General features: G+C 49.8%; 22 protein-coding genes. 17 read left to right on the top strand and 5 right to left on the bottom strand.

Features of this window, described 5'->3' with window-relative positions:
- Nucleotides 1–6: 6 nt before the first annotated feature.
- The 3 genes from NSQ22_RS10585 (at nucleotide 7) to NSQ22_RS10575 (ending at nucleotide 3,431) form a co-directional block, all read left to right on the top strand.
- Nucleotides 7–456, top strand: a complete 450-nt coding sequence (locus NSQ22_RS10585) for a thioesterase family protein (protein WP_060475941.1) — start codon at nucleotides 7–9, stop codon at nucleotides 454–456.
- A 75-nt stretch (nucleotides 457–531) separates the two neighbouring features.
- A complete protein-coding gene (locus NSQ22_RS10580; RefSeq protein WP_087960095.1) occupies nucleotides 532–2,310 on the top strand; it encodes an adenine deaminase C-terminal domain-containing protein in 1,779 nt (592 codons plus the stop codon).
- A gap of 143 nt (nucleotides 2,311–2,453) precedes the next feature.
- Nucleotides 2,454–3,431 carry a bile acid:sodium symporter family protein gene (locus NSQ22_RS10575; protein ID WP_087960094.1) on the top strand — a complete coding sequence of 326 codons (978 nt, stop codon included), beginning with the start codon at nucleotides 2,454–2,456 and terminating at the stop codon, nucleotides 3,429–3,431.
- Between the two features lie 160 nt (nucleotides 3,432–3,591).
- Here NSQ22_RS10575 and NSQ22_RS10570 read toward each other — a convergent pair whose 3' ends face one another.
- From NSQ22_RS10570 to NSQ22_RS10560, 3 genes are all read right to left on the bottom strand, one after another.
- On the bottom strand, nucleotides 3,592–4,410 hold the full coding sequence (locus NSQ22_RS10570) for a rhamnogalacturonan acetylesterase (protein WP_029761702.1): 819 nt from the start codon (nucleotides 4,408–4,410) through the stop codon (nucleotides 3,592–3,594).
- A gap of 99 nt (nucleotides 4,411–4,509) precedes the next feature.
- Nucleotides 4,510–4,902, bottom strand: a complete 393-nt coding sequence (locus tag NSQ22_RS10565) for a CBO0543 family protein (RefSeq protein ID WP_087960093.1) — start codon at nucleotides 4,900–4,902, stop codon at nucleotides 4,510–4,512.
- Nucleotides 4,892–6,043, bottom strand: a complete 1,152-nt coding sequence (locus NSQ22_RS10560) for a DUF2515 domain-containing protein (protein WP_008880645.1) — start codon at nucleotides 6,041–6,043, stop codon at nucleotides 4,892–4,894. The genes NSQ22_RS10565 and NSQ22_RS10560 overlap by 11 nt, the downstream gene beginning before the upstream one ends.
- Before the next feature lie 89 nt (nucleotides 6,044–6,132).
- Here NSQ22_RS10560 and shc point away from each other — a divergent pair, with 89 nt between their 5' ends.
- The 3 genes from shc to NSQ22_RS10545 all read left to right on the top strand — a co-directional run bounded on the left by shc (nucleotide 6,133) and on the right by NSQ22_RS10545 (nucleotide 9,850).
- Complete coding sequence (gene shc, locus NSQ22_RS10555) at nucleotides 6,133–7,986, top strand: squalene--hopene cyclase (protein ID WP_008880646.1); 1,854 nt, start codon at nucleotides 6,133–6,135, stop codon at nucleotides 7,984–7,986.
- A 785-nt stretch (nucleotides 7,987–8,771) separates the two neighbouring features.
- Nucleotides 8,772–9,077 (top strand): 4a-hydroxytetrahydrobiopterin dehydratase, encoded by a 306-nt coding sequence (locus tag NSQ22_RS10550; RefSeq protein WP_008880647.1) that lies wholly within the window; start codon nucleotides 8,772–8,774, stop codon nucleotides 9,075–9,077.
- Nucleotides 9,074–9,850, top strand: coding sequence for a 3-hydroxybutyrate dehydrogenase (locus NSQ22_RS10545; protein WP_008880648.1), 777 nt, complete (start codon nucleotides 9,074–9,076; stop codon nucleotides 9,848–9,850). Before NSQ22_RS10550 ends, NSQ22_RS10545 begins: the two co-directional genes overlap by 4 nt.
- A gap of 94 nt (nucleotides 9,851–9,944) precedes the next feature.
- On the opposite strand, the gene NSQ22_RS10540 is transcribed toward NSQ22_RS10545, so the two are convergent.
- A complete protein-coding gene (locus NSQ22_RS10540; protein WP_008880649.1) occupies nucleotides 9,945–10,472 on the bottom strand; it encodes a YceI family protein in 528 nt (175 codons plus the stop codon).
- Between the two features lie 223 nt (nucleotides 10,473–10,695).
- Between NSQ22_RS10540 and NSQ22_RS10535 the strand changes: the two genes are divergently transcribed.
- From NSQ22_RS10535 to NSQ22_RS10520, 4 genes are all read left to right on the top strand, one after another.
- Entirely contained in the window at nucleotides 10,696–11,553 is an 858-nt protein-coding gene (locus tag NSQ22_RS10535; protein ID WP_011887578.1) for a MurR/RpiR family transcriptional regulator, read from the top strand.
- Nucleotides 11,554–11,680: 127 nt separating this feature from the next.
- Nucleotides 11,681–12,568 carry an N-acetylmuramic acid 6-phosphate etherase gene (murQ, locus tag NSQ22_RS10530; protein ID WP_339263411.1) on the top strand — a complete coding sequence of 296 codons (888 nt, stop codon included), beginning with the start codon at nucleotides 11,681–11,683 and terminating at the stop codon, nucleotides 12,566–12,568.
- Nucleotides 12,569–12,592: 24 nt separating this feature from the next.
- On the top strand, nucleotides 12,593–13,957 hold the full coding sequence (locus NSQ22_RS10525; protein WP_339263410.1) for a PTS transporter subunit EIIC: 1,365 nt from the start codon (nucleotides 12,593–12,595) through the stop codon (nucleotides 13,955–13,957).
- A 12-nt stretch (nucleotides 13,958–13,969) separates the two neighbouring features.
- Nucleotides 13,970–15,034 (top strand): MupG family TIM beta-alpha barrel fold protein, encoded by a 1,065-nt coding sequence (locus NSQ22_RS10520; protein WP_008880653.1) that lies wholly within the window; start codon nucleotides 13,970–13,972, stop codon nucleotides 15,032–15,034.
- 151 nt (nucleotides 15,035–15,185) lie between these two features.
- Here the strand turns inward: NSQ22_RS10520 and NSQ22_RS10515 are convergent, their stop codons facing one another.
- On the bottom strand, nucleotides 15,186–15,341 hold the full coding sequence (locus NSQ22_RS10515) for a DNA-binding domain-containing protein (protein WP_223812932.1): 156 nt from the start codon (nucleotides 15,339–15,341) through the stop codon (nucleotides 15,186–15,188).
- Between the two features lie 169 nt (nucleotides 15,342–15,510).
- Between NSQ22_RS10515 and NSQ22_RS10510 the strand changes: the two genes are divergently transcribed.
- From NSQ22_RS10510 to NSQ22_RS10480, 7 genes are all read left to right on the top strand, one after another.
- Nucleotides 15,511–16,458, top strand: coding sequence for an aldo/keto reductase family protein (locus tag NSQ22_RS10510; RefSeq protein ID WP_008880654.1), 948 nt, complete (start codon nucleotides 15,511–15,513; stop codon nucleotides 16,456–16,458).
- A gap of 481 nt (nucleotides 16,459–16,939) precedes the next feature.
- Nucleotides 16,940–17,974: a TRAP transporter substrate-binding protein gene (locus NSQ22_RS10505; RefSeq protein WP_029761710.1), complete on the top strand. Its 1,035-nt coding sequence runs from the start codon at nucleotides 16,940–16,942 to the stop codon at nucleotides 17,972–17,974.
- Nucleotides 17,975–18,003: 29 nt separating this feature from the next.
- Nucleotides 18,004–18,591 (top strand): TRAP transporter small permease, encoded by a 588-nt coding sequence (locus NSQ22_RS10500; protein ID WP_011887576.1) that lies wholly within the window; start codon nucleotides 18,004–18,006, stop codon nucleotides 18,589–18,591.
- Nucleotides 18,592–19,875, top strand: a complete 1,284-nt coding sequence (locus NSQ22_RS10495; RefSeq protein WP_060475935.1) for a TRAP transporter large permease subunit — start codon at nucleotides 18,592–18,594, stop codon at nucleotides 19,873–19,875.
- Between the two features lie 34 nt (nucleotides 19,876–19,909).
- Entirely contained in the window at nucleotides 19,910–20,956 is a 1,047-nt protein-coding gene (locus NSQ22_RS10490) for a TRAP transporter substrate-binding protein (RefSeq protein WP_087960091.1), read from the top strand.
- A 116-nt stretch (nucleotides 20,957–21,072) separates the two neighbouring features.
- On the top strand, nucleotides 21,073–22,326 hold the full coding sequence (locus NSQ22_RS10485; RefSeq protein WP_060475933.1) for a lactate racemase domain-containing protein: 1,254 nt from the start codon (nucleotides 21,073–21,075) through the stop codon (nucleotides 22,324–22,326).
- Between the two features lie 26 nt (nucleotides 22,327–22,352).
- The gene (locus NSQ22_RS10480) at nucleotides 22,353–24,554 is read left to right on the top strand and encodes a dihydroxy-acid dehydratase (RefSeq protein ID WP_011887573.1); all 2,202 of its coding nucleotides are present in this window, start codon (nucleotides 22,353–22,355) and stop codon (nucleotides 24,552–24,554) included.
- Nucleotides 24,555–24,637: the final 83 nt, after the last annotated feature.

The raw sequence follows: 24,637 nt of genomic DNA, 5'->3' as shown, positions 1-24,637 counted from the left end.
TTGACCATGAAACGGAACGAATTTCAGGTTCGTGTGAATTTTGGTGACACGGATGCAGCCGGCATCGTTTATTATCCGAATTACTTTAAATGGTTTGATATTGCCGGTCATCAATTTTTCCGCAGCATCGGGCTGCCGCCGGCGAAATTGATGAAAGAACAAAACATCATTCTTCCACTGCTCGATGTCGGCTGTACGTTTGAACGTCCACTATATTACGATGACATTATTACGATTAAAACGACGGTGGAAGAAGTGAGTCGCAAAACGATTAAGCTGCGCCATGAGGTATTCCGCGAAGAAGTAAGAACCGGCCACGGTTTTGAACTAAGAGGCTGGGTGAAAGAGGAAAACGGGCGCATGTTTGCGGTTCCCATTCCGGATGACGTCCGGCAACTGCTTGAAGAAGACGGCATAGGGGAGTGCGCCTACATTAACCCGTTGCTCAATGCCTAATGGGTGCTGAAAGCCAAGTTCGCATCGTTGCGTCTTGGCTTATCGTTGCGATAAGCTGCGAAAGGGGGAGGTTCTTTGATTCGAACAGCGAAGCGAACCGAACTGATTGAAGTGGCACAAGGGCGCCGCCCGGCCGATATCGTCATCAAAGGCGGAACGGTTGTCAACGTCTATTCGGGTGAATTTTTGCGCCAAAACGTCGCTATTTATCATGATGCGATCGCCTATGTTGGGGAAAAAGAAGTCGCGGTCGATGAGCATACGATTGTGATTGATGCAGAAGGGATGTATGTGTCTCCCGGGTTTATTGAGCCGCATGCCCATCCGTGGGTGCTTTACAATCCCGTCAGCATGACCGCCAAAGTACTACCTCTTGGTACGACAACTACCGTAAATGACAACTTGTTTTTTTACTTGCATTTTGGCGTCGATGGATTTCGACAGCTGATCGAGGATTTGCAGGTTCTGCCCGGTCATTTCTTTTGGCTTGTCCGCCTCGTGTCGCAAGCAGATTTCCCTGGCGAGCGCGACTGGTTTGATCCACGACACATCCAAGAACTGCTGGCAATGGACGAAGTCGTTGGGACGGCCGAAGTGACAAGATGGCCGCTGTTGTATCAAGGTGACCCATTTTTACTCGAAACGATTGAAGCGGCGAAACGCGCCGGAAAGGTCGTTGATGGCCATACAGCCGGCTGTTCGTATGAAAAACTAAACAGCATTGCCGCCAGCGGCGTCAGCGCCTGTCATGAAGCCATCACGGCTGAAGAAGCGCTCCATCGGCTCCGACTCGGCATGTGGACGACGCTTCGCCATAGCTCGCTCCGCCCGGATTTTCCGGAAATTATCCGCTTAATTACCGAGAAAAAAGTGAGCACGCAACGGATTACGATGACTACAGATGGACCGCACCCAGGATTTATTGAGCGGGAAGGGTTTGTCGATGGATTGGTACGGAAGGCTGTGGAACTTGGCGTTCCGCCGATGACAGCCTTGCAAATGGCGACGATCAATGCGGCGACGTATTTGCAGCTAGACGATGAAATCGGCGGCATCGCCCCGGGAAAACTGGCGGACATTCTTCTGCTTCCGGATCTTGTTACTTTCCAACCGTCGCTTGTGATCGCCAAAGGCCGTATCGTCGCCCGTGATGGCAAGCTGCTTGCGCCGTTGCCTGAAATCGATTGGAAGCGATACGTATCGAAAAAACCGTTTTTATTTGCAAAAGAACGGCTTGATGACGAGCGTTTATATCGTTATCCGCACTCGGAATCCGATCAGCCGGTGCCGGTTATGTATTTTAAAAGCAATGTCATTACCGAACGGAAAGATGTAGCTCTTCCGTCTGTTGATGGCTATGCAGATCTGTCCCACCATCCGGGGCTGTTGTATGCTGCGCTCATCGACCGCAACGGGCAATGGGTCGCTAAAGCTATTTTGGAGCGGTTTGCCCTCGATATTGATGGCATGGCGTCGACCTACAATACAACTACCGAGCTTCTCGTTATCGGTAAACAACCGGAAGCGATGGCCGCAGCAGCGAAACGGGTGCTCGAAATGGGCGGTGGAATTGTTGTTATCGATGGTGGCCGGCCGGTGGTGGAGATTCCGTTGCCGTTTACCGGCATGATGACAACCGATGATTCGTTTGACACGGCCGTCCGTTTCCATGATGAGCTGCTGTCCGCTCTTCAAGAACGTGGGTTTCCGTTCCATGATATTTTGTATACGTTGTTGTTTTTGACATGCGACTTTTTGCCGGGTCTTCGGTTAATTCCATACGGGTTGTACGACGTCAAACGAAATGAGATTTTGCTGCCGGCTGAAAAGATCGGGGAAAAAGTAGTGAAGTAAGCAACGTCACGTGCGGCCACCACCTCATTGTCGGCTATCGGTTTCATGGGAAAATGGGGCATTTCAATTAGGCGATGACGATGTATAATTAAAAGATGTAAGTGAATGATCATCGCTCATGATTAGATTTGGAGATGAAACCAATGTGGCAATCGATCAACCGCCGTCTTGAGAAAGCGTTGCCGTTTCTTACGCCGGCGAGCGTGGTGGCCGGCATTTGGTTATCGGATGAATTGAGCAGCCATGCCGTGCTTGTGCCGTGGCTGTTTGCGTTTATGACGTTTAGCGGCAGTTTGCGCTTGCGTTTGGCTGAGTTGAAAGAAGTGCTCATCCATCCTGGCCCGATCGTTGCGGCGCTGTGCCTTCTTCACTTCGTCATCCCGCTTTGGGCGTTTGGGCTGGGCCATCTGTTTTTTGGCGGCGACCGGTTAACAGTGATTGGGTTTGTGTTGGCTGCAGCTATTCCAACTGGGGTAACAAGCTTTATTTGGGTATCGCTCGGCCGCGGGAATTTGGCGCTCGCCCTTTCCATCATTTTAATCGATACGTTTTTATCACCCCTCGCTGTGCCGCTGACGTTGTTGTTGCTCGCAGGGAGCGCGGTGGAGATGGATGTTGGACAGATGATGCTCGGCCTGGTTTTCATGATCATTTTGCCCTCTCTAAGCGGCATGCTCGTAGGGGAGCGGCTGTCCGTCCGAGCGAACGAGCGGCTCGCAGCCGTGTTGTCTCCGTTTTCCAAACTGGCGCTTGCGCTTGTCGTCATGATGAACAGCGCGGTCGTTGCCCCGTATTTTGGCCGTGTTGACGTCCGGCTGTTTTTTATGGCATTTCTCGTCTTGGTGATTGCAAGCTCTGGTTATTTTCTTTCTTGGATGGCGGCTCGTTGGCTGAAATTTGCCCCACCGGATATTATTACGTTGACGTTTACCGGGGGGATGCGCAACATTAGCGCCGGTGCCGTGCTTGCTATGACCTATTTTCCGCCACCGGTAAGCGTACCGGTCGTGCTCGGCATGCTGTTCCAGCAAGTGCTCGCGTCCCTATACCACCGCTTATTGAATAAAACATACCATTCACCTATGAAAAGCAAAGCGCCATACGTCGGAAGCGTCCGGTAGGCGGAAAGGACAGGTGGTACGCCAGTCATCGACAGTGCCTAGCGGGAGCGAAGGGAGAAAAAAGCGCCCGTCCTAGTGGATCGGGCGAGTGCGGAGGAAATGCACTTGGAGCGTTGTTGATGTCATGACGCGTGCGGCCAAGGGCAGGAGGCGGCTCGGCTTAACGATTTCGTACAGATTCTTGTTTCGGCGAACGGATGAGGTGGTGGCGAAGAGGGAGATCAAGCTCAACGATCCCTTCAACGACTAAACGGGCGATTTCTTTCGCCCCCCGTTCATGAAAGTGGGTATTGTCTTTGATGCCTTTCGGGTAATTGGGGTGTTCGCCTGGTTTAAGCCATAAAAACCACCGCTTCGTCCGTTCCGGCCCAAGCTGTTCAAACCGCTGTTTGCTTTTTGCCGTCAAATCAATGACCGGAACGTGTTCATTTTTTCCGAGTGCTTTCATGGCAGCAGGGTAAAGTCCGTGGGAATCGAGAGCTCGCCCATCAGCAGAAAAGCGCCGCCGCTCGACGGGAGTAATGAGAACAGGAATCGCCCCTTTGGCGCGGGCGCCGTCAATATACCGTTTTAAGTACGCTTGATAAGAGGTGAACGGTTCGGTATAACGAGCTGGATCGTTCATTTTTTCGTCATTATGGCCAAACTGAATAAACAAATAATCACCTTTTTTGATGTCACGCAAAATGTGGTCGAGCCATCCTTCCTCGGCAAAACTTTTCGCGCTTCGCCCGGAAGCGGCCATGTTTTTGACGATCACGCGATCGTCAAACCAGTCGTCAAGCATCTCCCCCCATCCAGCTCGCGGAGCGCGGGAGCGGGGGGCGGCGGCGACAGTGGAGTCGCCGGCCAAATAGATGACGATGACCGTTTCCCTTCTTGTTTTGGCTGCGTCTCCGACGATTGTTGTCCTCACCATTAGAACGACACCAATGGCGATGATGACGGAGCACAAAAAAGCCGCTTGTTTTCCTTTCAATCAAGTTCCTCCTACTCGACAACAGTCTGCTTGCTGTTCACCGGCGGTTCGTTTCGTTGTTATCGTGGCTTGCGATCCGCTTGTTTATGCGCAGCTGTGCTAGTCAATCCGATGAAATCGTTGATAAAAATTCCAGATGATCGTGAGAAACAAGCCGTACCCGGCGAAAGAATATAAATGACTCCACGCAGCAGAGTGAACGAACAAACCGTACGCTTCCGCTTTCGTTTCGAATGCTGTCATCAGCGCGGCCGACGCAATGATCAATCCAAGGTGGCCGAGACGGCTAAGCCGCTCCATCAGCCAAAGAAACAAGACGGTGCATAGCGGAAGAACGACCATCGTAAAGAAAATATCGATGGAGAAGACGGATGGGAACGGGCGCTTCGGAAAGGCGTACAACCCTTTTCCGGTCAAATACAAATCCAGGTATGTTCCCACCCAAGAGGCAAGCAGCGCCGAGGCGATATAGGCGCGGCGCCTAGCGCGCATGAAAGAAGGCATTTTTGGCGATGATTGCCAGTTCGATTTTTTCAAGTGTTTCACAATACGCATGAACGATCTCCCCATTGATCGGTTGTTCCGTTTTAATGAGATAGCGGACAACGTGCGGGTCTGTAAACCAGTCGCCCGGCTCGGCCACCTCGTGGGCGACGTTTTTCCACGCATGACGAAGCTGCGGGCTGTACAGGCGCGGGGCGCCGGGAACGATTTGGCAGTCGCGGATGCGGCGGCGGTACGGTTCCCTTGGAAACGATTCGCATACATCATTAAATAAATGCGGCCAATAATCTTTGCGTGAGCCGGTGTGTGGTCGGTTGACAGCCCAGCACACCGTATTTTTTAGCGTTTCTTCATTATCAAACAAAATCGAGTATAGCCGTTTACCGAGCAAAATGCGTTCATGGAGCGATTCAAACTGATGGAGCGTTTCGCCGATCAGGGCGGTGCCGCCTTGGCCGTCGTCATACGGGAACAAGATGTGACTGAAATGGAGCAGCTCTTGCAGTTTAAACTTGAGTGTCTGAAAGACTGTTTGCTGAAATACAGGATGTTGAATGACTCGTTGTTCCAAATAGCTTTGTTCGTTAATCACCAGGGCGATTGCCAGCACGTATGGATCGCCGCGCTGCCAAAAATGGTTCCATATCGTTTCCATGAACGTTGAAACGCCAATATACGGCAATAAATAGAAGAGCGGCCGGTCTTGCTTTTGGCTCTCTTCGTATAACAAAAATTGTGGATAAATATCTTGGAAAATAAGCCAGTTGCCGCGCTCCAAAAAGGAAAAAAATGATCGCTGCTCGTCTTCAGAAAGCAGCCGCATGAGCAGCTCCCCTTTTAAGTCAGTCATATTCCAACCACCGTTGCGCGACACCATATGTCCTAAAAACGCCCAATGAATTTCGCGATGGCGCAAGTAAAAATCAAGATACGCCGCCGTCCGGGTCACATTGTTTTCGTTGTGTTCTGCGGTCACCGCCCGAATGCGGCTGATTAACTGCCGTTCTTTGGCAGTTAAGTCGCGTTCGGATACAGTCTCTTGTCCTTTCTTTCGTTTTTTCTTTAATTCCTGATAGACGTCAACAAGGGAAAGGGGAAGGGATGACGTTTTCGGTCTCAGGCAGCGCATAGCGATCCCCCTTTCAGTGCATCGACGGCCCGCCAGACGAATAAATATGGAAGGAAACGGAGTTTCGTGAAAAAGGAAGGCGATGCACGGTGGCCGGTGAACGAAGTGCGTTGATTACCGCGCTCAAACGGTCGCAAGCGGCTGACGGATCGTGGCGATTTCCGTTTGAAACAGGCATTTCGACAGACGCTTATATGATCATTTTATTGCGGACGCTTGACATAAATGATGAACCGTTGATTCAGGCGCTCGTCGAGCGGATTGAGAGCCGGCAGGAGGCAAATGGGGCATGGAAGCTGTTTGCGGATGAAGGTGACGGCAACGTAACCGCCACAGTGGAAGCGTACTATGCGCTGCTTTACTCCGGCTATCGCCAGCCAACCGATCGGCATATGCAAAAAGCGAAAAGGCGAATTTTAGACATGGGTGGCCTCGACCGCGTCCACTTGTTTACAAAGGTTATGCTCGCGTTGACCGGGCAGTACCCGTGGCCAGGCCGTTTCCCGCTGCCGCTGGAATTTTTCTTGCTTCCGCCGTCATTTCCACTCAATATGTATGATCTATCTGTCTACGGAAGAGCGAATATGATCCCGCTTTTGATCGCGGCCGACAGCCGCTACAGCCGGAAAACGGACAAAAGTCCGGATCTTTCTGATTTGTTTGCCTCCCGCGGTGATTGGGGGATGCCGGAAAGTCGATCGCTGCTAACGTACGTCAAGCGGTCGCTCATCGGGCTTCCAGCCCAGCTTCATCAAGCTGCCAAACAGCGTGCGGTTCGTTATCTGTTCGAGCATATCGAACCGGACGGAACGCTGTATAGCTATTTCAGTTCAACTTTTTTATTCATTTTTGCGCTGCTTGCGCTCGGCTATCGGAACGACGATCCGCGCATTAGGCAGGCTGTCCGCGGGTTGCGCTCATTGCGTACAACGATCGATGGACATGTGCATCTGCAATATACGACTGCTTCGGTTTGGAATACGGCGTTAGCGAGCTATACGTTGCAAGAAGCAGGCGTGCCGATGACCGACCGGGCGATCGAAAAGGCGAACCGTTATTTGTTGTCACGCCAGAACGTCCGCTACGGCGACTGGGCGGTGCATAACCCGTACAGCACACCAGGCGGCTGGGGGTTTTCCGATGTCAATACAATGAATCCAGATGTCGACGATACGACCGCCGCATTGCGTGCCATCCGTCAGGCGGCAGCGAAAGAGACGGCGTTTCGCCATGCGTGGGACCGAGCTAACCAATGGCTGTTTTCAATGCAAAATGATGACGGGGGCTTTGCGGCGTTTGAAAAAAACGTGAGCTCCCGCTTTTGGCGCTATTTGCCGATCGAAGGGGCGGAGTTTTTGCTGATGGATCCGTCAACAGCCGACCTAACCGGGCGGACGCTCGAATATTTCGGGACATTTGCTGGCTTAACGAAAGACCAGCGCGCCGTCTCTCGCGCTGTCGACTGGCTGCTGAGCCATCAAGAAAGAAACGGCTCGTGGTACGGCCGCTGGGGAATTTGCTATATATATGGAACATGGGCGGCCATCACCGGGCTTACAGCCGTTGGCGTCCCGGCTCACCATCCCGCCCTGCAAAAAGCTGTCCGCTGGTTGTTAAGCATCCAAAACGATGACGGCGGCTGGGGAGAATCGTGCAAAAGCGACGGAGCGAAAACGTACGTGCCGCTTGGCGACAGCACGCCAGTTCATACCGCTTGGGCGCTTGATGCCTTAGTCGCCGCTGCCGAGCGTCCAACCCTGGAAATGAAAGCCGGCTTTCGCGCCTTATTTCGTTTGCTTCATCATCCGGACTGGACGGCTTCCTATCCGGTCGGGCAAGGAATGGCCGGCGCCTTTTACATCCACTACCATAGCTATCGTTACATTTTCCCGCTGTTAGCGCTGGCTCATTACGAGCAAAAGTTCGGGCCGCTTGACGATTAACCGTGCACCTGCCGTTTGTCTTTTTGGCTACATTAACAAAAAAGCAACAGAGGCAAACGACGGCATGGCGAAAATCAAGCGGCACTTGATTACCGGTACCTACGCTGAACAAAGTACCTCCTTTTCCATGCAGCGGTTCAAATGTTCCCGATCGAGTTCACGATCTGGCGAAGCGAGCTTGAGCAGCTGGAAGAATACCGACGGCGCCATGGAACTGAACAGGAAGGGCAGGTCGTTGTGCTTGTACGGTCAAGTGCCGGTCTGGCTGTCAGCTGACGAAATGGGACAATGTCTTATCGATTTGGAAGTCATCCGTTCCCCATGGCTGCGTCATCAAATCGAAACATAAACAGCTGCCTGAAGGAAACGAGAGGTTCAATCACCGGGATCGCTAGCTATTTCCCACGATGTGCTCCTGTTGCTTAGGATACTGTGAGAGGGGGAGAGGGCTTTTTTAACTGGGGAAAGGATGATTCCACCCGCCCGAGATGACGCGCCCCGTTTCACGTGTGAAACGTCTCTGTTCTATGCCAGCCGCAGCCGTCTGATGGTATAATAGAGGCAAAACTGATGGAAATAGACTGAGAACCGTCCGGGAATCCAAACGAGCGGTATACGTATTAAGAGAATGTCAACTGGGATGATGGAGTGCTCTTGTCGCGTGGTACCGATTTCTTTGTTTATCCATCAGCCCATCGCAGGTGAATAGGATGTCACCTTGCGATCGCTGATTTGCCGGTTTCGCAGATCGGCATATTTCAACATATAGAGAGCGAGGGAGAAAGGTGCGGTTACCGGAAACGGAAGTGCAAGCGCTGCTCGCGAAAGTCGATGGCTGGAAGCTCACTGACGAGCGGTGGATCGTGAAAAAATACCGTTTTCAAGACTATTTGCAAGGAATCGAGTTCGTCCGTCAAATCGCTTTGATTTCCGAAAACGCGAACCACCATCCGTTCATTTCGATCGACTACAAGCTCATCACAGTAAAACTGTCATCATGGCGGGCGAAAGGGTTGACGAAGCTTGATTTTGACTTGGCCCAACAATACGATGACGTGTATAAACAAATAAAGCAGGGGGATGGGGAATGATGGAAAATCGCACAGCCCTCATCACTGGGGCAGCGCGGGGAATTGGTTATGAAGTGGCGAAAGCGTTGGCAACAAACGGCGCAAAAGTGGTGCTTGCCGACTTGAGGCAGGACGAGGTAGGACAGGCTGCTGAATCGTTGCGGCAACTAGGTTGCGAAGCCGTTGGTGTCAAATGTGATGTGACGGTGGAAGAAGAGGTGAAGCAAGCCATCCATGAAGCGGTCAAACGATGGGGACATCTCGATATTGTCGTGAACAATGCTGGTTTGCAATATGTCGCCAATATCGAAGACTTTCCGACCGAGAAGTTTGAGCAGTTGATCCGCGTCATGCTCATCGGCCCGTTTTTGGCGATCAAGCACGCGTTTCCGCTCATGAAGGAGCAGCGCTACGGCCGCATCATCAACATGGCGTCGATCAACGGATTGATCGGGTTTGCTGGAAAAGCAGCTTACAACAGCGCAAAACATGGAGTGATCGGCTTAACGAAAGTGGCGGCGCTAGAAGGGGCACCGTACGGCATTACGGTGAACGCACTTTGTCCGGGCTATGTCGATACGGAACTCGTCCGTAACCAACTTACCGATTTGGCGGCGACAAGAAAGGTGCCGCTTGAGAAAGTGCTTGAGGAAGTGATTTATCCGCTTGTGCCGCAGCGGCGGCTCTTGTCCGTTGAAGAAGTCGCCCATTACGTTCTCTTTTTGGCGGGCGAACAAGCGAAAGGCGTCACTGGACAGGCCGTCGTGATTGATGGTGGATATACGGCGCAATGAAGCGGAACAAAATGTACAATGGCGAAGCTGTTTGATCATAGCAAGAAAAGGTGTCCCGTTGTTGTTTCGGGACACCTTTCTTCGATTTGGCTGTTCAGCTGAGAGCAAACTCAAAACTAGCGGCAAGGTTCACTTCTTTCCCGACGAGGAATCCGCCGGTTTCGAGCGCGACGTTCCATACTAATCCGTAATCTTCGCGATTGATTTTTCCTTCGACGTCAAAACCGGCAGTGATGCCACCAGTGAGCGGGTTTTTCACTTGACCGTTGTATTCGACTTTGAACGTTTCCGTTCTCGTCACGCCGCGAATCGTCAGCTGTCCGGTCACTTCATATTCCGTGTCGGACAGTTTGCGCACCGAATCGCTGACGAAGGTGATCGTCGGATGGTTCTCGACATCGAAAAAGTCAGCCGAACGGAGATGATTGTCACGGTCGGCATTTTTTGTATCAATCGAAGCAGCGTCGACCGTTACCTTTACTTTCAGTGACTCGAGCTCGTTGATATCTCCTTGCACATCGATGTCAAAGTTGGTGAATTCCCCTTTTGCTTTGGAAATCATCATATGTCGGACTTGGAAAGTGACCGAGCTGTGCGCTTTGTCAAGTTGAAATGTCGTCATCGTTCTCCCCCTCTTGTTATCGTTATCATCACATCATTATCATAGCAAATATATATCTCGAATTCAAACATTTTTTGTTCGAGTATTTATTTTTCTAAATAGTTGGCGACCTTATACGGTGCTTTTTATGTTTGCGAGAAATAAGAAAAAGCCGGCACGTGGAGAACAAGAGTTATCCATGATAAGATGAGAATAAAAATGGCTAGCGGGAAAGGAGAAAACGATGAACGAAATCAGTATTTTAGCGAAAATTGAGCAGCAATTGGAACGGTTTTCGCCGGCGGAAAAAAAGGTTGCCCTCTATGTCCTCGACTATGCTGAGCTCGTGCCGAATATGACGACAAAAGAATTGGCGCAGGCGGCTGATACAAGCGAGGCGAGCGTCACCCGCTTTTGCAAGGCGGTCGGTATCGGCAGTTTTCCAGGACTGAAGTTGGCACTTGTCCGCGAGTTGACGATGGCGGATATGAACATTAATGATTTTTCCATCATTGACAAACCGAATGCGCCGTATGAGCTGTTTATGAAAGTGACCTATGTGAATAAGGCGGCCATTGAGGCGACAACGACAACACTCGATAAGCGCGAGTTGGAAAAAGCTGCTGAGGCGATGATGAAAGCCGAGAGGGTGGTGTTTTATGGAGTCGGCGGTTCTGCAGCTGCAGCGGTGGACGCTAGTTATAAGTTTACGAAGCTTGGCTACATGGCGGCAACGTCGCCTGATTTTCATACGATGCTGCCACTGGTGGCCCATTTGAAAGAAGGAGATGTGTTCGTGGCCATATCGACGTCAGGGCGGACGAAAGATGTATTGGAGATCGCCCGGTTTGCAAAAAAGCAGCAGGCGACGGTCATTGCCATTACAAAGCTTGATCCGGCCTCGCCGTTATATAAGGAAGCGGATATTCGGCTTGCACTGCCGGATGTCGAGCAAGACCATCGCATCGGCAGTATGGCATCGAGAATGGTGCAGCTCAACGTGATCGATGCGCTCTATTTAATCATGTTCCATCGTGTGGGGAGCCGAGTCATTGAACGATTTCACCAGACAAGAGAAGAAGTGGTGCGGTTGCGAAGGTAAAGCGGGCTTGAGGCGAGCCCGCTTTTTTTGTAGGAATGTTTCAAATGAAAAAAGAATAGATTGATATTTTATTTCATAAATTTATAATATAATTATGAAACATAATTTCGTTAAAGAGGTGACCAGATTGCTTGAGCATCTTGCGACAGAACAACGAAACGAAAAGACGAAACATTTGGATGGAATGACGACAAGAGAAATTTTACGCGTCATGAACGAGGAAGACCGAGCCGCGGTCATCGCAGTATCCAAGCAGCTTGATTGTATTGAAAAAATCGTTCATCTTGTCATCGCCGCATTTCGGCGTGGGGGGCGATTGATTTATGTTGGGGCGGGTACGAGCGGCCGGCTCGGATTGCTTGATGCGGTAGAATGTCCGCCAACGTTTGGAACCGAACCGTCCATGGTGCAGGCGATTCTTGCCGGAGGGTTGAAAGCGATTTCGGAGGCCGTGGAAGGAGCCGAAGATGATGAAGAGGCCGCTGTTCGTGATCTGCAGGCAGTGGGCTTGACGGAAAACGATGTCGTTATTGGCATTGCAGCGAGCGGCCGAACGCCATATGTAGTCAGCGCACTTCGCTATGCCAAACAAATCGGTGCGGCGACAGGAAGCATCGCCTGCAATAAAGGAGCCGTCATTAGCCAGTATGCCGATGCGGCGGTGGAAATTGAAACAGGACCGGAAGTGTTGGCTGGTTCAACGAGGTTAAAAGCTGGGACAGCCCAAAAAATGGTACTCAACATGATTTCTACTGCATCGATGGTCGGTATTGGCAAAGTGTATGGAAACTGGATGGTCGATGTACAGGCGACAAACGAAAAGTTAAAAAAGCGGGCAAAGCGCATTTTAATAGAGGCGACAGGAGTCAGCGCCGAAGAAGCGTCCCGCTATTATGAACAAGCAAAAGGGGAGGTGAAAACAGCGATCGTTATGATTTTGCGCCAATGCGGTTATGAAGAAGCAAAAGAACGACTGCAGCAAGCCGAAGGGTTTGTACGTAAAGCGCTTGAATAACGAATAAGGGGGGAGAGAAATATCATGACTCGAGAACAACAAATAGCAGCATCGATACTTCAGTATGTTGGGGGGAAAGAAAACATCACCCGCGTTGCCCATTGCATGACGCGGGTGCGTGTATCGTTGCGCGATCCGGGCAAAGCGAACATTGACTCCTTAAAACAGATCGAAGGGGTCATGGGAGTCATTGAGGATGAGACGTTGCAAATCGTCGTGGGCCCGGGCGTTGTCAATAAAGTAGCGGCTGCGTTATGCGAGCTTACCGGTTTAGAACTTGGAGAAGTGATTGAAGATGGAATTGAGGACATCGCGGAGCGGACAAAAGCGGAAGTCAAAGCGCGTCAGCAAACGCCGCTAAAGCGATTGCTTCGCAAAATCGGCAGCATCTTCATCCCGCTTATTCCTGGGCTGGTTGCATCGGGGATTATTAACGGAATTGCCAACTTTGCGAAAAACGCCGGCGTTGATCCGCAGACGACGTGGCTGCAACTGTTGCTTTTGATAGGCGGCGGAATTTTTGCTTCGCTTGGCGTGTTAGTGGGATATAATACAGCGAAAGAGTTTGGCGGCACTCCTGTATTAGGGGCGATTGCTGGTATTCTCGTATTCAACCCAGCGATGGGCGATATAAAATTATTTGGGGAAGCGCTTACGCCTGGAAGGGGAGGACTGTTTGCGGTCTTGCTTGCCGCCTGGCTCATGGCGGTAGTCGAAAAACGGGTGCGTTCGTTTGTGCCAAATGCGGTCGATATTATCGTCACACCGCTCATTACCGTATTAATCGTCTGTTTATTTACCTTGATCGCTGTACAGCCGCTTGCCGGTTGGTTGTCGTTAGCGATTACCAGCGGGCTGAAAGCAGTGCTCGATATCGGTGGAGTAGTCGCTGGCGCCGTGTTGGCCGGAACGTTTTTGCCGCTTGTGATGGTCGGACTGCATCACGGATTAACCCCTATTCACATGGAATTGATTCAAAAATTGGGCTCGACACCGCTACTGCCGGTATTGGCGATGGCTGGAGCCGGTCAAGTTGGAGCGGCGATTGCCGTATACGTCAAAACAAAAAATAAACGGCTTCGTAACATTATCAAAGGGGCGTTGCCAGTTGGATTTTTAGGCATTGGGGAGCCGCTATTGTACGGGGTAACATTACCGCTTGGGTGGCCGTTTGTTACCGCGTGCCTTGGGGCGGCGGTCGGTGGTGCATTTCAAGCAGTGATGAAAACGGCGGCGCTTGGCATCGGCGTATCCGGGCTGTCACTGATTCCGCTCATTGCTGATACAAAGTATGTGATTTATTTCATCGGACTCGTCATTTCATACACGTTTGGCTTCCTATTTACGTATTGGTTCGGGTTTAAAGAAGAAATGGCGGCACATATTTAATGGGGGATGGCGATGCTTTCCTTTTCTTTCTACCTTTTTCAGCCGCTCGAGCAAATCGAAGAAACATTTCAGCTTGCAGCGCGGCTTGGGGCGAAACAGTTGTTCACTTCGTTGCATGTTTCAAAAGGCCAAGAGCTTGAGGAGCAAAGAAAGCTTGATCGCATTGGCCAGTTCGCTTCCTGCTATGGAATCGGTGTCGTGGCCGATGTCACCCCCACTGTCCTGTCACGTCTGTCAGCTGATGCCGACATTGCGGCGGTGCTCAGGCGTTGGGGAATCGTCGGGCTGCGGCTGGATGACGGTTTTTCTATGAAAGAAGCCGCTTCGTTATCCAAGCAAGTGAAAGTCGTGCTGAACGCCAGCACGATGACAGAGTGGGAATGTAAAGAGCTTGCTTCTTATCAAGCAGACAAATCCAATGTGGAAGCGTGGCATAATTTTTATCCTCGTCCGGAAACAGGGCTGGGAGGAGAGACGGTGTTGGCGCAAAATCAACGGTTGCGCCGGTATGGCATTGAGGAGATTGGCGCGTTTATTCCCGGTGATGCCAAAAAGCGCGGACCGCTTTATGAAGGGTTGCCAACGTTAGAAGCTCACCGGGAAGCTGATCCCGTCTACGCCTATATCGAGCTTGTGGAAACCTATGGGATAAAGAAGGTGTTTATCGGCGACCTCGCCGTATCGGATGGGGTGCTTAGGCGCATGGATTGGGTGCGGTCCGGCGTTATCCCCATCCGCTACCGGCCGATCGTACGAGTGGAGTGGTTGTCTGTTGTCGAGACGGTGCATACAAATCGGCGCGATGCTGCCCGCGATGTGATCCGCTCCGCTGAATCGCGCCGCTCCCTTGTTTGGCCGAAAGAAGCGCTGCAGTCTATCCCCGCCGCGCCTCGCCGAACAGGCAGCATCACGATTGACAATGAACGGTATGGCCGTTACGCCGGCGAACTGCAAATTACTTTGGTCGATCTCCCGGCTGACGATAGAGTCAATGTCATCGGTCAGGTGATCGAGGAAGATATGCCGTTGCTTCGATACATTCACGGCGGCCGACGGTTTTGTCTCATTCGTTGCTAGTAGGAGACACCGTCGGCCGCTGGCACGGTGAGAGAAAACGATGATACCACTGTTGAAGACGGTGTCATCATCAGTTAGACGCGTTTCCGTTCGAGAAAAAAGTCATGAAAAACCTCCGTACATTCATGAGGCATTCTGTCTCTCTATATATTCATTGGAGCTTTTTCATGTACTGACGGATATCCGCAAAATCGAACGACCTTGACGCGAAGTGCTCACATGTCAGGTTACTATCATCGGTGAGGCCGAGGGAAGAGAGGGGGAAACGTCTGCAAGATGAGCCCACGGGATGTGCTGTTCCATTCATTGTGCTTCTTTGCTCGTTTCCGTAGGCGGCCGGAGGATGCAGCGTCAGTTTCCCTTTCATTGATCATTTTGAATAGTCAGGCAAATTCCTTTGCAAAGAAACAGCTGAGGATTATAATGAGAGAGTAATCTGTTTGGCATTGATTGCATTAAAGGGGAGGAGAAGGAAAATGAAGTACCGAAAACTCGGCCGCACCGGGCTCAAAGTGAGTGAAATCAGTTTAGGCAGCTGGCTTACATATGGCAACTCGGTGGAAAAAGAAACGGCGGTCCGCGTCATTGACAAAGCGTATGAGCTTGGGATTAACTCGTTTGACACGGCGAATGTGTATGCACGCGGGGAAGCGGAAAAGATTGTCGGCGAGGCGCTGCGCAAATATCCGCGTGAGTCGTACGTCATCGCGACGAAAGTGTTTTGGCCGATGGGCGACGGACCGAATGACCGCGGCTTGTCGCGCAAACATGTGTTTGAGCAGCTTCATGCGAGCTTAAAACGGCTGCAGCTTGATTACGTGGATATTTACTACTGCCATCGTTATGACAAAGAGACGCCGGTCGATGAAACGCTGCGCACGATCGATGATCTTGTCCGCCAAGGGAAAGTGCTTTATGTCGGCGTCAGCGAATGGACAGCTCAGCAAATTCAAGAAGCGCTCGGCGTAGCCGATCACTACTTGCTTGACCGGATCGTTGTCAATCAGCCACAGTACAACATGCTCCATCGGTACATCGAAAAAGAAGTCATCCCGGTATGTGAACAAAACGGCATCAGCCAAATCGTCTTCTCACCGCTTGCGCAAGGGGTGTTGACCGGCAAATACAAGCGAGGACAAGCGTTGCCGGCTGACAGCCGCGCCGCCGATCCGAAAGCAAACACGTTTATCCAAGGATTCTTGAATGACGAAGTGTTAATAAAAGTAGAACAGCTGGAAAAAGTCGCTGCTGAGCTCGGCATTACGTTATCGCAGCTTGCTCTCGCTTGGGTGTTGCGCCAACCGAACGTTGCCAGCGCCTTAATCGGCGCCAGCCGTCCGGAACAAGTGGAAGAAAACGTCAAGGCGGTCGATGTGGTGCTTAGCGAAGAGGTGCTTGAGAAAATCGAGGGGATTTTGGCGTAAAAAGGCACTATAAGAAAAGATTGAGACCATCCTTTCGAAGACCAGAGGGTATTCGGGAGGATGGCATTTTTTATAAATATATGAAAAAGTATGTTGAAAAGCAGGGTTGCATCTTTTCTAGGTTTCTCGTAATAAGCTTCGAATAAGGATTATAACCTAACGTTATATATAAAAGTTGAGTGAAAAAAAACTCATTCTATCTGTTGACTATTTAGAAAATTTGAATTAATATAAAAACAACGGTTGAATTGTATTACATTAAAAAATATAGTTTTATAATATAAAACTATATTTTTTTATATCTTTTTCAAAACCATGTTTTACTATATAAAACTACTGAAATGTTTATGTCCATCCGAATAGTTCCCTTTCTATGTGCTATGGAGTCATAAAAAGTATATTTTGAAAGCGCTTAAAAATTTGCCGTGGGTTGTCTTTTCAATCTTAATATAAAAACAAGTTAGAAAGGGGTTGATAGTTAGTGAAGAGGAGGGCAATTCTGTTTCTATTTTTTACTGTACTGCTTTTGCTGCTTTCAGGTTGTGGAAGCTCAGAAACCACAAAATCGACAGCCGGAAATGGACGATCAGGTGGAGCCAAAGTGATTAAAGTAGCCAACTATTTTGCTGAAAATCACCCGCAAAATGTCGCCTTGCGTGAAAAGTTTAAAAAAATAGTTGAGGAAAAATCTAGAGGAAGTCTCAAAGTGGAGATTTACCCTAACAGTGCGTTAGGGGCAGAGCAGGAGTTCTACAATGGTGTTCGCAACGGCACAATTGAAATGGGGATTCCGGGATTGATTATGCAAAATGATATCGCGAAAATGGGAGTTCCAGAATGGCCATTTTTATTCAAAGATTTTGAGCATGTAAAGAACGTGCTGAACGGCCCGATCGGGGAGGAAATCACCGCAGAACTCGAGACAAAACATGGTGTTGTTCCGTTGGCGTGGAGTGCAAATGGATTTCGCATGTTTTCATCGAATAGAACGATCGACTCAATCAAAGATTTTAAAGGATTACGTCTGCGAATGCCAAACATTCCGAATTATATTACGATCGGGAAACTTCTAGGAGCAAACGTCACCCCGCTACCGATTTCGGAAGTTTTCACCGCCTTAGAGCAAAAGGTAGTAGACGGACAGGATAATCCAATCGCCACATTACGAGCTTCGGGATGGTACGAAGTTCAAACGGATGTATTAGAGTCGAAACATATGTTTAGCCCGAATGTGTATGTGGTCAATAAAAAGTTTTGGGACAGCTTGACTGACGAACAGCGGAAAATCATTCAAGAAGCAGCCAAAGAGGCGGCAGATTATGAATTTGAGTTGATGGAAAAAAGCTACGAAGAAGACAAGAAGTTTTTACAAGAACATGGCATTAAGTTCACCACTCCTGATGATAAGTTTGTAAAACAAATGGAAGAAGCAGTACAGCCGTTGTATGATGAGCTGTTCAAGAAATACGATTGGGCCGAAGACCTGTATAAGAGAATCAAAGCAGAGGCGAAATAAACCAGGCTACAGTTAAAAGGGTGATTAAATTGTTAAGAAGAATCGGGAAAATATTAGATACCACGTTGAATGTATTGATGGCGGTAGCGCTTGCCTTTATGTGTATTTTAGTATTCGGCAACGTTGTGTTGCGGTACGGATTCAACTCCGGTATCACCTGGTCGGAAGAAATGTCTCGCTTCCTTTTTATTTGGCTGTCGTTTTTTGGAGCTATTGGTGCTTTAAAGGATAACAACCATTTGGGCGTCGACATCTTGCTGAAGAAACTACCGCCCCGCGCCAAGCAGGTTGTTTTTATCATCAGCAATGCCATCATCCTTTACGTGCTCTACTTGCTTCTTGACGGAAGCTGGAAAATTACGCTCAGCAGTATCGGAAGCCGGGCTCCGGCGACCGGCTTGCCGATGGCGTTTATTTATGGAACCGGGCTTGTCGTGAGTATTGGCATGGGCATCGTCACTTTGTTTCATATTTATCAGGCGCTGTTTCGTCCCGAAGCGATTGATGAGCTGACGAGAATGAAAGAATCGGAAGAAGAAATCATCGCCGTTGCTCACAGTGAGGCAACAGAGCTGCCACAGGAACGAAAACAGGACGCCGTTGGAGGTGAGAGGTAGATGGCATTAGTTGTGTTTATCGGATCGCTCCTTGGCGTGATGGCGATCGGGATGCCGATTGCGTTTGCGTTGCTCGTCAGCGGGGTTGCACTCATGTTTTACCTGAATATTTTTGATACACAAATCATCGCCCAAAACTTGATCAGCGGAGCGGACAACTTCCCGCTGATGGCCATTCCATTCTTTATTCTCGCTGGGGAGTTGATGAACGCTGGGGGCATTTCAAAGCGGATCGTCCGCTTTGCCTTGGCGCTTGTCGGCCACATCCGCGGCGGGTTGGGGTATGTTGCCATTATCGCTGGCGTTTTATTTGCCGGCCTGTCTGGTTCCGCGGTAGCTGACACGGCAGCGCTCGGCGCCATTCTCATCCCGATGATGGTCAAGGCTGGATACAATCGCAACCGTTCGACAGGCCTCATTGCCGCCGGGGGCATCATTGCTCCGATCATTCCGCCGAGCATTCCGATGATCCTTTTCGGGGTGACTAGCGGGGTGTCGATTACGAAGCTGTTTATGGCCGGCATCGTCCCAGGCATTTTGCTTGGGATTATCTTGGCGGTTTGCTGGTGGCTGGTGACCCGGAGAGATCAATTGGAAGTGCTTCCACGTCAGTCGGCGAAAGAGATTTGGCAGGCGGCTCGTGAAGCGTTTTGGGCGCTGTTGTTGCCGGTGATTATCGTCGGTGGGCTTCGCGGAGGGGTGTTTACGCCGACAGAGGCTGCGGTAGTAGCCGCCTTTTACGCCCTGTTTGTCGGTTTGTGCATTTACCGGGAACTGAAAGTCCGGAATTTGTTCCATGTGCTCGTGGCCGCGTCAAAAACGACGAGCGTCGTCATGTTTTTGGTGGCGGCAGCTATGGTGTCAGCGTGGCTGATCACAGTTGCCAATATTCCGTCCATTGTCACGGATGTGTTGGCGCCGTTTATAGAACATCCGTTGGTGCTTTTGTTAGCCATTAATGCGCTGGTGCTGTTGGTCGGGACGGCGATGGATTTGACACCGACGGTGCTTATTTTAACTCCGGTGCTTATGCCGATTATCGAAAAAGCAGGGATCGATCCGGTGTATTTCGGGGTGCTGTTTATTCTAAACTGCAGCATCGGGTTGCTCACCCCGCCGGTTGGTACGGTGCTAAACGTCGCCTGCGGAGTCGGGAAAATCGGGATGGAAGATATTCTGAAAGGGATTTGGCCGTTCTTATTAGCGGAAACGCTTTTGCTTCTGTTGCTCATTTTCTTCCCATCGCTCGTCACTGTGCCACTTGAGTGGTTTGCGGGCAATTGATAAATGCCATTTATAACTAGGGGGATTGAAACCGATGAAAAAGAGGAATGTACTTAGAAAGATGATGGCTGGCTGTATGGCCATGGGATTGCTTTTCCTGACTGCCTGCAGCTCAGGAACGACCCAAGGGAGCGGTACAGACAAGGGGATCCAACAACGGGTAATAAAGGCGGGCATCGGTCTAAACGAAGACCATCCCGAAGGCCAAGGATTGCTTAAGTTCAAAGAGATTGTTGAGCAGAAAAGTGGCGGAAAATTAAAAGTTCAAACATACTTCAGCGCTACTTTGGGCGATGACTTAAAAATGACGGAAGCGCTTCAAGCCGGCACACAAGAAATTACGATCCCGTCTACTTCGCCATTGGTTGGAATTATGAAGGAATTTGGTATTTTTGATTTTCCGTTTCTCTTTAACACGCTCGAAGAAGCGGATGCCATTTTGGACGGACCGATAGGCCAAAAACTATTGAAAAAACTGCCTGAATATGGATTGATAGGGCTTGGCTATTGGGAAAACGGATTCCGTCATGTAACGAATAGCAAACGTGCTATCGAGACAGCGGATGACTTTAAAGGATTGAAATTACGGACAATGCAAAACGAAGTGCATATTGATGCGTTTAAAGAACTTGGTGCCAATCCGACGCCAATGCCTTTCTCGGAAGTGTTCACTGCATTGGAAAGCCATACGATTGATGGTCAAGAAAATCCGTTGGCAACGATTAAATCGAACAAGTTTTACGAAGTGCAAAAACATTTAAGCTTAACCAAACACGTTTATACTCCGTTTGTGTTCCTTGTCAGCAAGAAGTTTTGGGATACGCTGTCGTCTGAGGAACAAAAGATTTTGCAGGAAGCTGCCATCGAAGCAGGGAAATATCAACGGCAGCTGAGCCGGGAAGAGGATCAAAAAGCATTGGATGAGTTGAAAAAGACAGGCGTAAAAATTAATGAAATTAGCGATCAAGAACGTCAAAAAATGGCGGAAATCATTCAACCGGTTGTTGAAACATATGCAAAAAAATTCGGAGACGATCTTGTAAACGAACTATACAACGAGTTGGATAAAATTCGCCAGTAAGCAGTAGTGAAGTTGGTGGTTGTTAGGTCGAGGGGGCAATGAGCTGTATTTGCCCTCCCCCTTTCTAAAATGTGCTAGGGATCGAGCGAACAATTCAAAGGTTGAGGGAAGAATAGATGAAAATCATTAATGATATGCTCAAACATATTCCCATTCCTAAAATGGTAAAGGTAAGACAACATTTCTATGCCCCGGAGATTTCCAATGTTCCTGAGGCAGTCCGCCAAAGCATCAAGGAGGCTGACGTCCTCGAGCGGATTTCCCCAGGCGACCAAGTCGCCATCGCTGTCGGAAGCCGCGGGATTGCCGATATACCGACGATTGTCCGGGAAGTCGTGAGCGCAGTCAAGCAGGCGGGCGGCAACCCGTTTATCGTGCCGGCAATGGGGAGCCACGGTGGGGCGACAGCGGAAGGGCAGAAAGAGGTGTTGGCCCATTTAGGGGTGACGGAAGAGTTTGTTAGGGCGCCGATCCGTTCAAATATGGATGTTGTTGAAGTCGGAAGGTTGGAAAATGGACTGCCTGTCTACATAGACAAACTGGCATACGAAGCAGACAAAATTATCGTCGTCAATCGGGTCAAGCCCCATACAGCGTTTCGTGGACCTGTTGAAAGCGGGTTGATGAAGATGATTACGATTGGTCTCGGCAAGCAAAAAGGTGCGGAAGCAGCCCATCAGTATAGTTTCAAATACATGGCACGGCATGTGGTGGATATGGCGAAAATTGTAATACAGAAGGCGCCGATTATTTTTGGCGTTGCAGTGTTAGAGAATGCGTATGACCGTCCCGCCAAAATTGTGACGGTGCCAGCTGAGCAATTTGAAACGGTGGAGCCTGAACTGCTCATTGAGGCCAAATCGCTTATGCCGAGAATTATGTTTAACCCGATTGACGTGCTTGTCGTCGATGAAATCGGAAAAGATATTTCCGGAGACGGAATGGACCCAAACATTACAGGTCGGTATGCGACCCCTTATGCAAGCGGCGGTCCGGACATTGCGCGGATCGTCGTGTTGGGGCTGTCGGAAAAAACAGATGGCAATGCCAACGGAATCGGTCTAGCCGATATTACAACCAAAAAAGTAAAAGAACAGATCATCTGGGAAAAAGGGTATGCAAACGCTCTGACAAGCACGGTCGTCTCCGTCGTCAAATTGCCCATGTTCTTAGACACAGAAGAACTGGCAGTGAAAGCAGCGATTAAAACATGTAATGCCTTTGATATCAAAAAAGTAAGAATGGTCAGGATCAAAAATACATTGGCACTTAGGGAGATTTGGATTTCTGAAAGTCTTTTAGATGAGGCATATCGAACAGAAGGAATTGAGATTTTATCAGCGCCAATGGCGATGGACTTTTCAAATTAAATCATATGGGGCGAGGAGGATTTGAAATGGCGGCGGTTGTTTATCCACGTATTGAAAGCCAGATCAACCCATACCGCGATAATGTTCAAGGGAAGGCGAATGAGCCAATATGTGTAGCCGGATTGCTCGACCGTTCAAAACAAATTTTAGGTTCCGAGTTAAAAGGGATGCAGCCAGACTGGACGTTAGAGGAAATCTACGATAGGCTGCACCACAACGCCCCCCGGATTGCGATCATAGGGGGATCGCCGGACCATCCCGCGCACATCATGGATTTTCAAACGATTGCCCGGGCAGCCATTCGGATTTGGCAAAACGGGGGAGTGCCGTTTCAGTTTTCGACACCGGTCATGTGCGACGGAACGGCGCAGAGCAACCAGGGAATGAGCTATTCGCTGCAAAGTCGCAATGCGGTGGCGCAAATGATCGTGAACCAGTTGGAAGCCCATAGCTACCACGGTGCTTTTGTCATTCAAGGATGCGACAAGCAGCCGCTCGGCGTCGTCAGCGCTTTGGCACATCTTGACCGTGTCCGTCGGGAGCGAGGAGAGGCGCCTTTCTTCGCCACCTTTGCGCCATCCCATGTATTACAAGGAGGAACGATCCCACCCAAGTTGTATGCCGAACTGGAGGAAGTCGCCCGACGGGCGGAATTAGCTGGGGAAGAAGACATCGCGTATGATTTGCGGGATGCACTGGCATATATTTTACAATGTTCTTCCAACACAGCTTTTCAAGGAGTGCTCGAGCGGGCGAGAGGAAAAGGAATCATTACAAAAGAGCAGCACGAAGACTATGAAAAACGATTGGCTGTAGCGACATGTGACAGCCAGGGCGGCGTTTGCGCCTTTAACGGAACCGGCAACAGCTCTCGGCATTTAATCGCCGGATTAGGCTTGGTCCATCCTGCTTTGGAACTGTTGACGGCCCCGCCGACACAAGAACAGATTAACGCGGCCCTCGACAGCTTTGTCGATTTAATGAATGATCCGGTGTATGGTGTGGCCAATCTTATGGCGGCCAATATTAAAAACGCGATTCGCATTCATAGCGCCACCGGCGGATCAACGAACATTATGATGCATATTGTGGCAGCCATGCTGTATGGGGGATATCGGTTCGATTTGTGGGAGTACGACCGCATCCACCATGAAGTACCGGTTCCTGATTTGTTTGACTACAGTTTAACTGAGGGAAGAGATATTTTCGCGTTGGCGGTTCAATGCTGCAGCGGGAAAATAAGGGGAATGGAAACCGTATTCCATGAATTAATGAGCAATGGGGTGCCGATGGATATCGATGCCCCAACTGTCACCGGGACGACTTGGCGGGAAAGACTCGCCGTCAATCAAGCGCAGTTGTCAGCCGAGAACGTCGAAAACAACCCGATCATTTTGTCCAAGCCGAGACGGCCGTTTAGCGGCGTCGACGTTCTATCAGGGAACTTCTTTGAAAGTGCGGTCGTGAAAATCAGCGGTATGTCGACAAAACAAATTGATGAATTTGACAAGAAAATTGCCTTTGTCCTGTATTATGAAAACGAGGATGAGGCGAATGAGGGGCTGCTCGATGTTCACTTGCTTGAAAAGTTGAAACGGAGCCGTTGCTTCCGTCATCAAAGCTTGATCGCTGCATTGAAACATAATGCCCCGCATTGGTTTGAGGAGTGGAAACATCGTGAATATGATGATTTGTTTGATGCGATGGTGAAAGAAGGGGCGTTAAAAATTGCAGTAGTCATCGCTGGCCAAGGACCGGAAGCGTTCGGCATGCCAGAAATGTTCACCCCGATGCAACATATTAATGCGAACCGCCAGTTAAAACGGCTTGCCACTCTGATCAGTGACGGGCGTTACTCCGGTGTCACATATGGGGCGGCTATCGGGCACATGACTCCCGAAGCCATTCGCGGGGGAGGGATTTTGTACTTAAAGACAGGAGATCTTCTATATATTGGCCTTCGCGAACGGAAAATCGAATTCGTCAATGAAGGGGCGTTCCAACATGGGAAACTTGTATTCGAGTTTGAAGGGGTGAAACAGGAAAGAGAAGAAATCGCCAATCAACGCATGGCCAACATGCGTCAACGTCAACGGCGCATTGCGGCAAGCAACCGGCTAATCGGACATACCGACGCTGCCCATGGCGTTGTTCCGCTCCACATTGCTGAAGAGGCGGTATATGATTACAAAAAGGATATCATTCTTCCAACAGTGAAAAAATCATAACGGGTGGACCGAAGTGATTCGAGCTTTTCACCCTCCTGTATTATAATAGAACCAAGGCAAATTCCCTGATTGCATAGTCCGCA

The organism is Geobacillus sp. FSL K6-3411, assembly GCF_037965715.1.
GTDB lineage: Bacteria > Bacillota > Bacilli > Bacillales > Anoxybacillaceae > Geobacillus > Geobacillus thermodenitrificans.
Note: the sequence above shows the minus strand (reverse complement) of the source record. Positions and strands in the feature narration are given on the sequence as shown.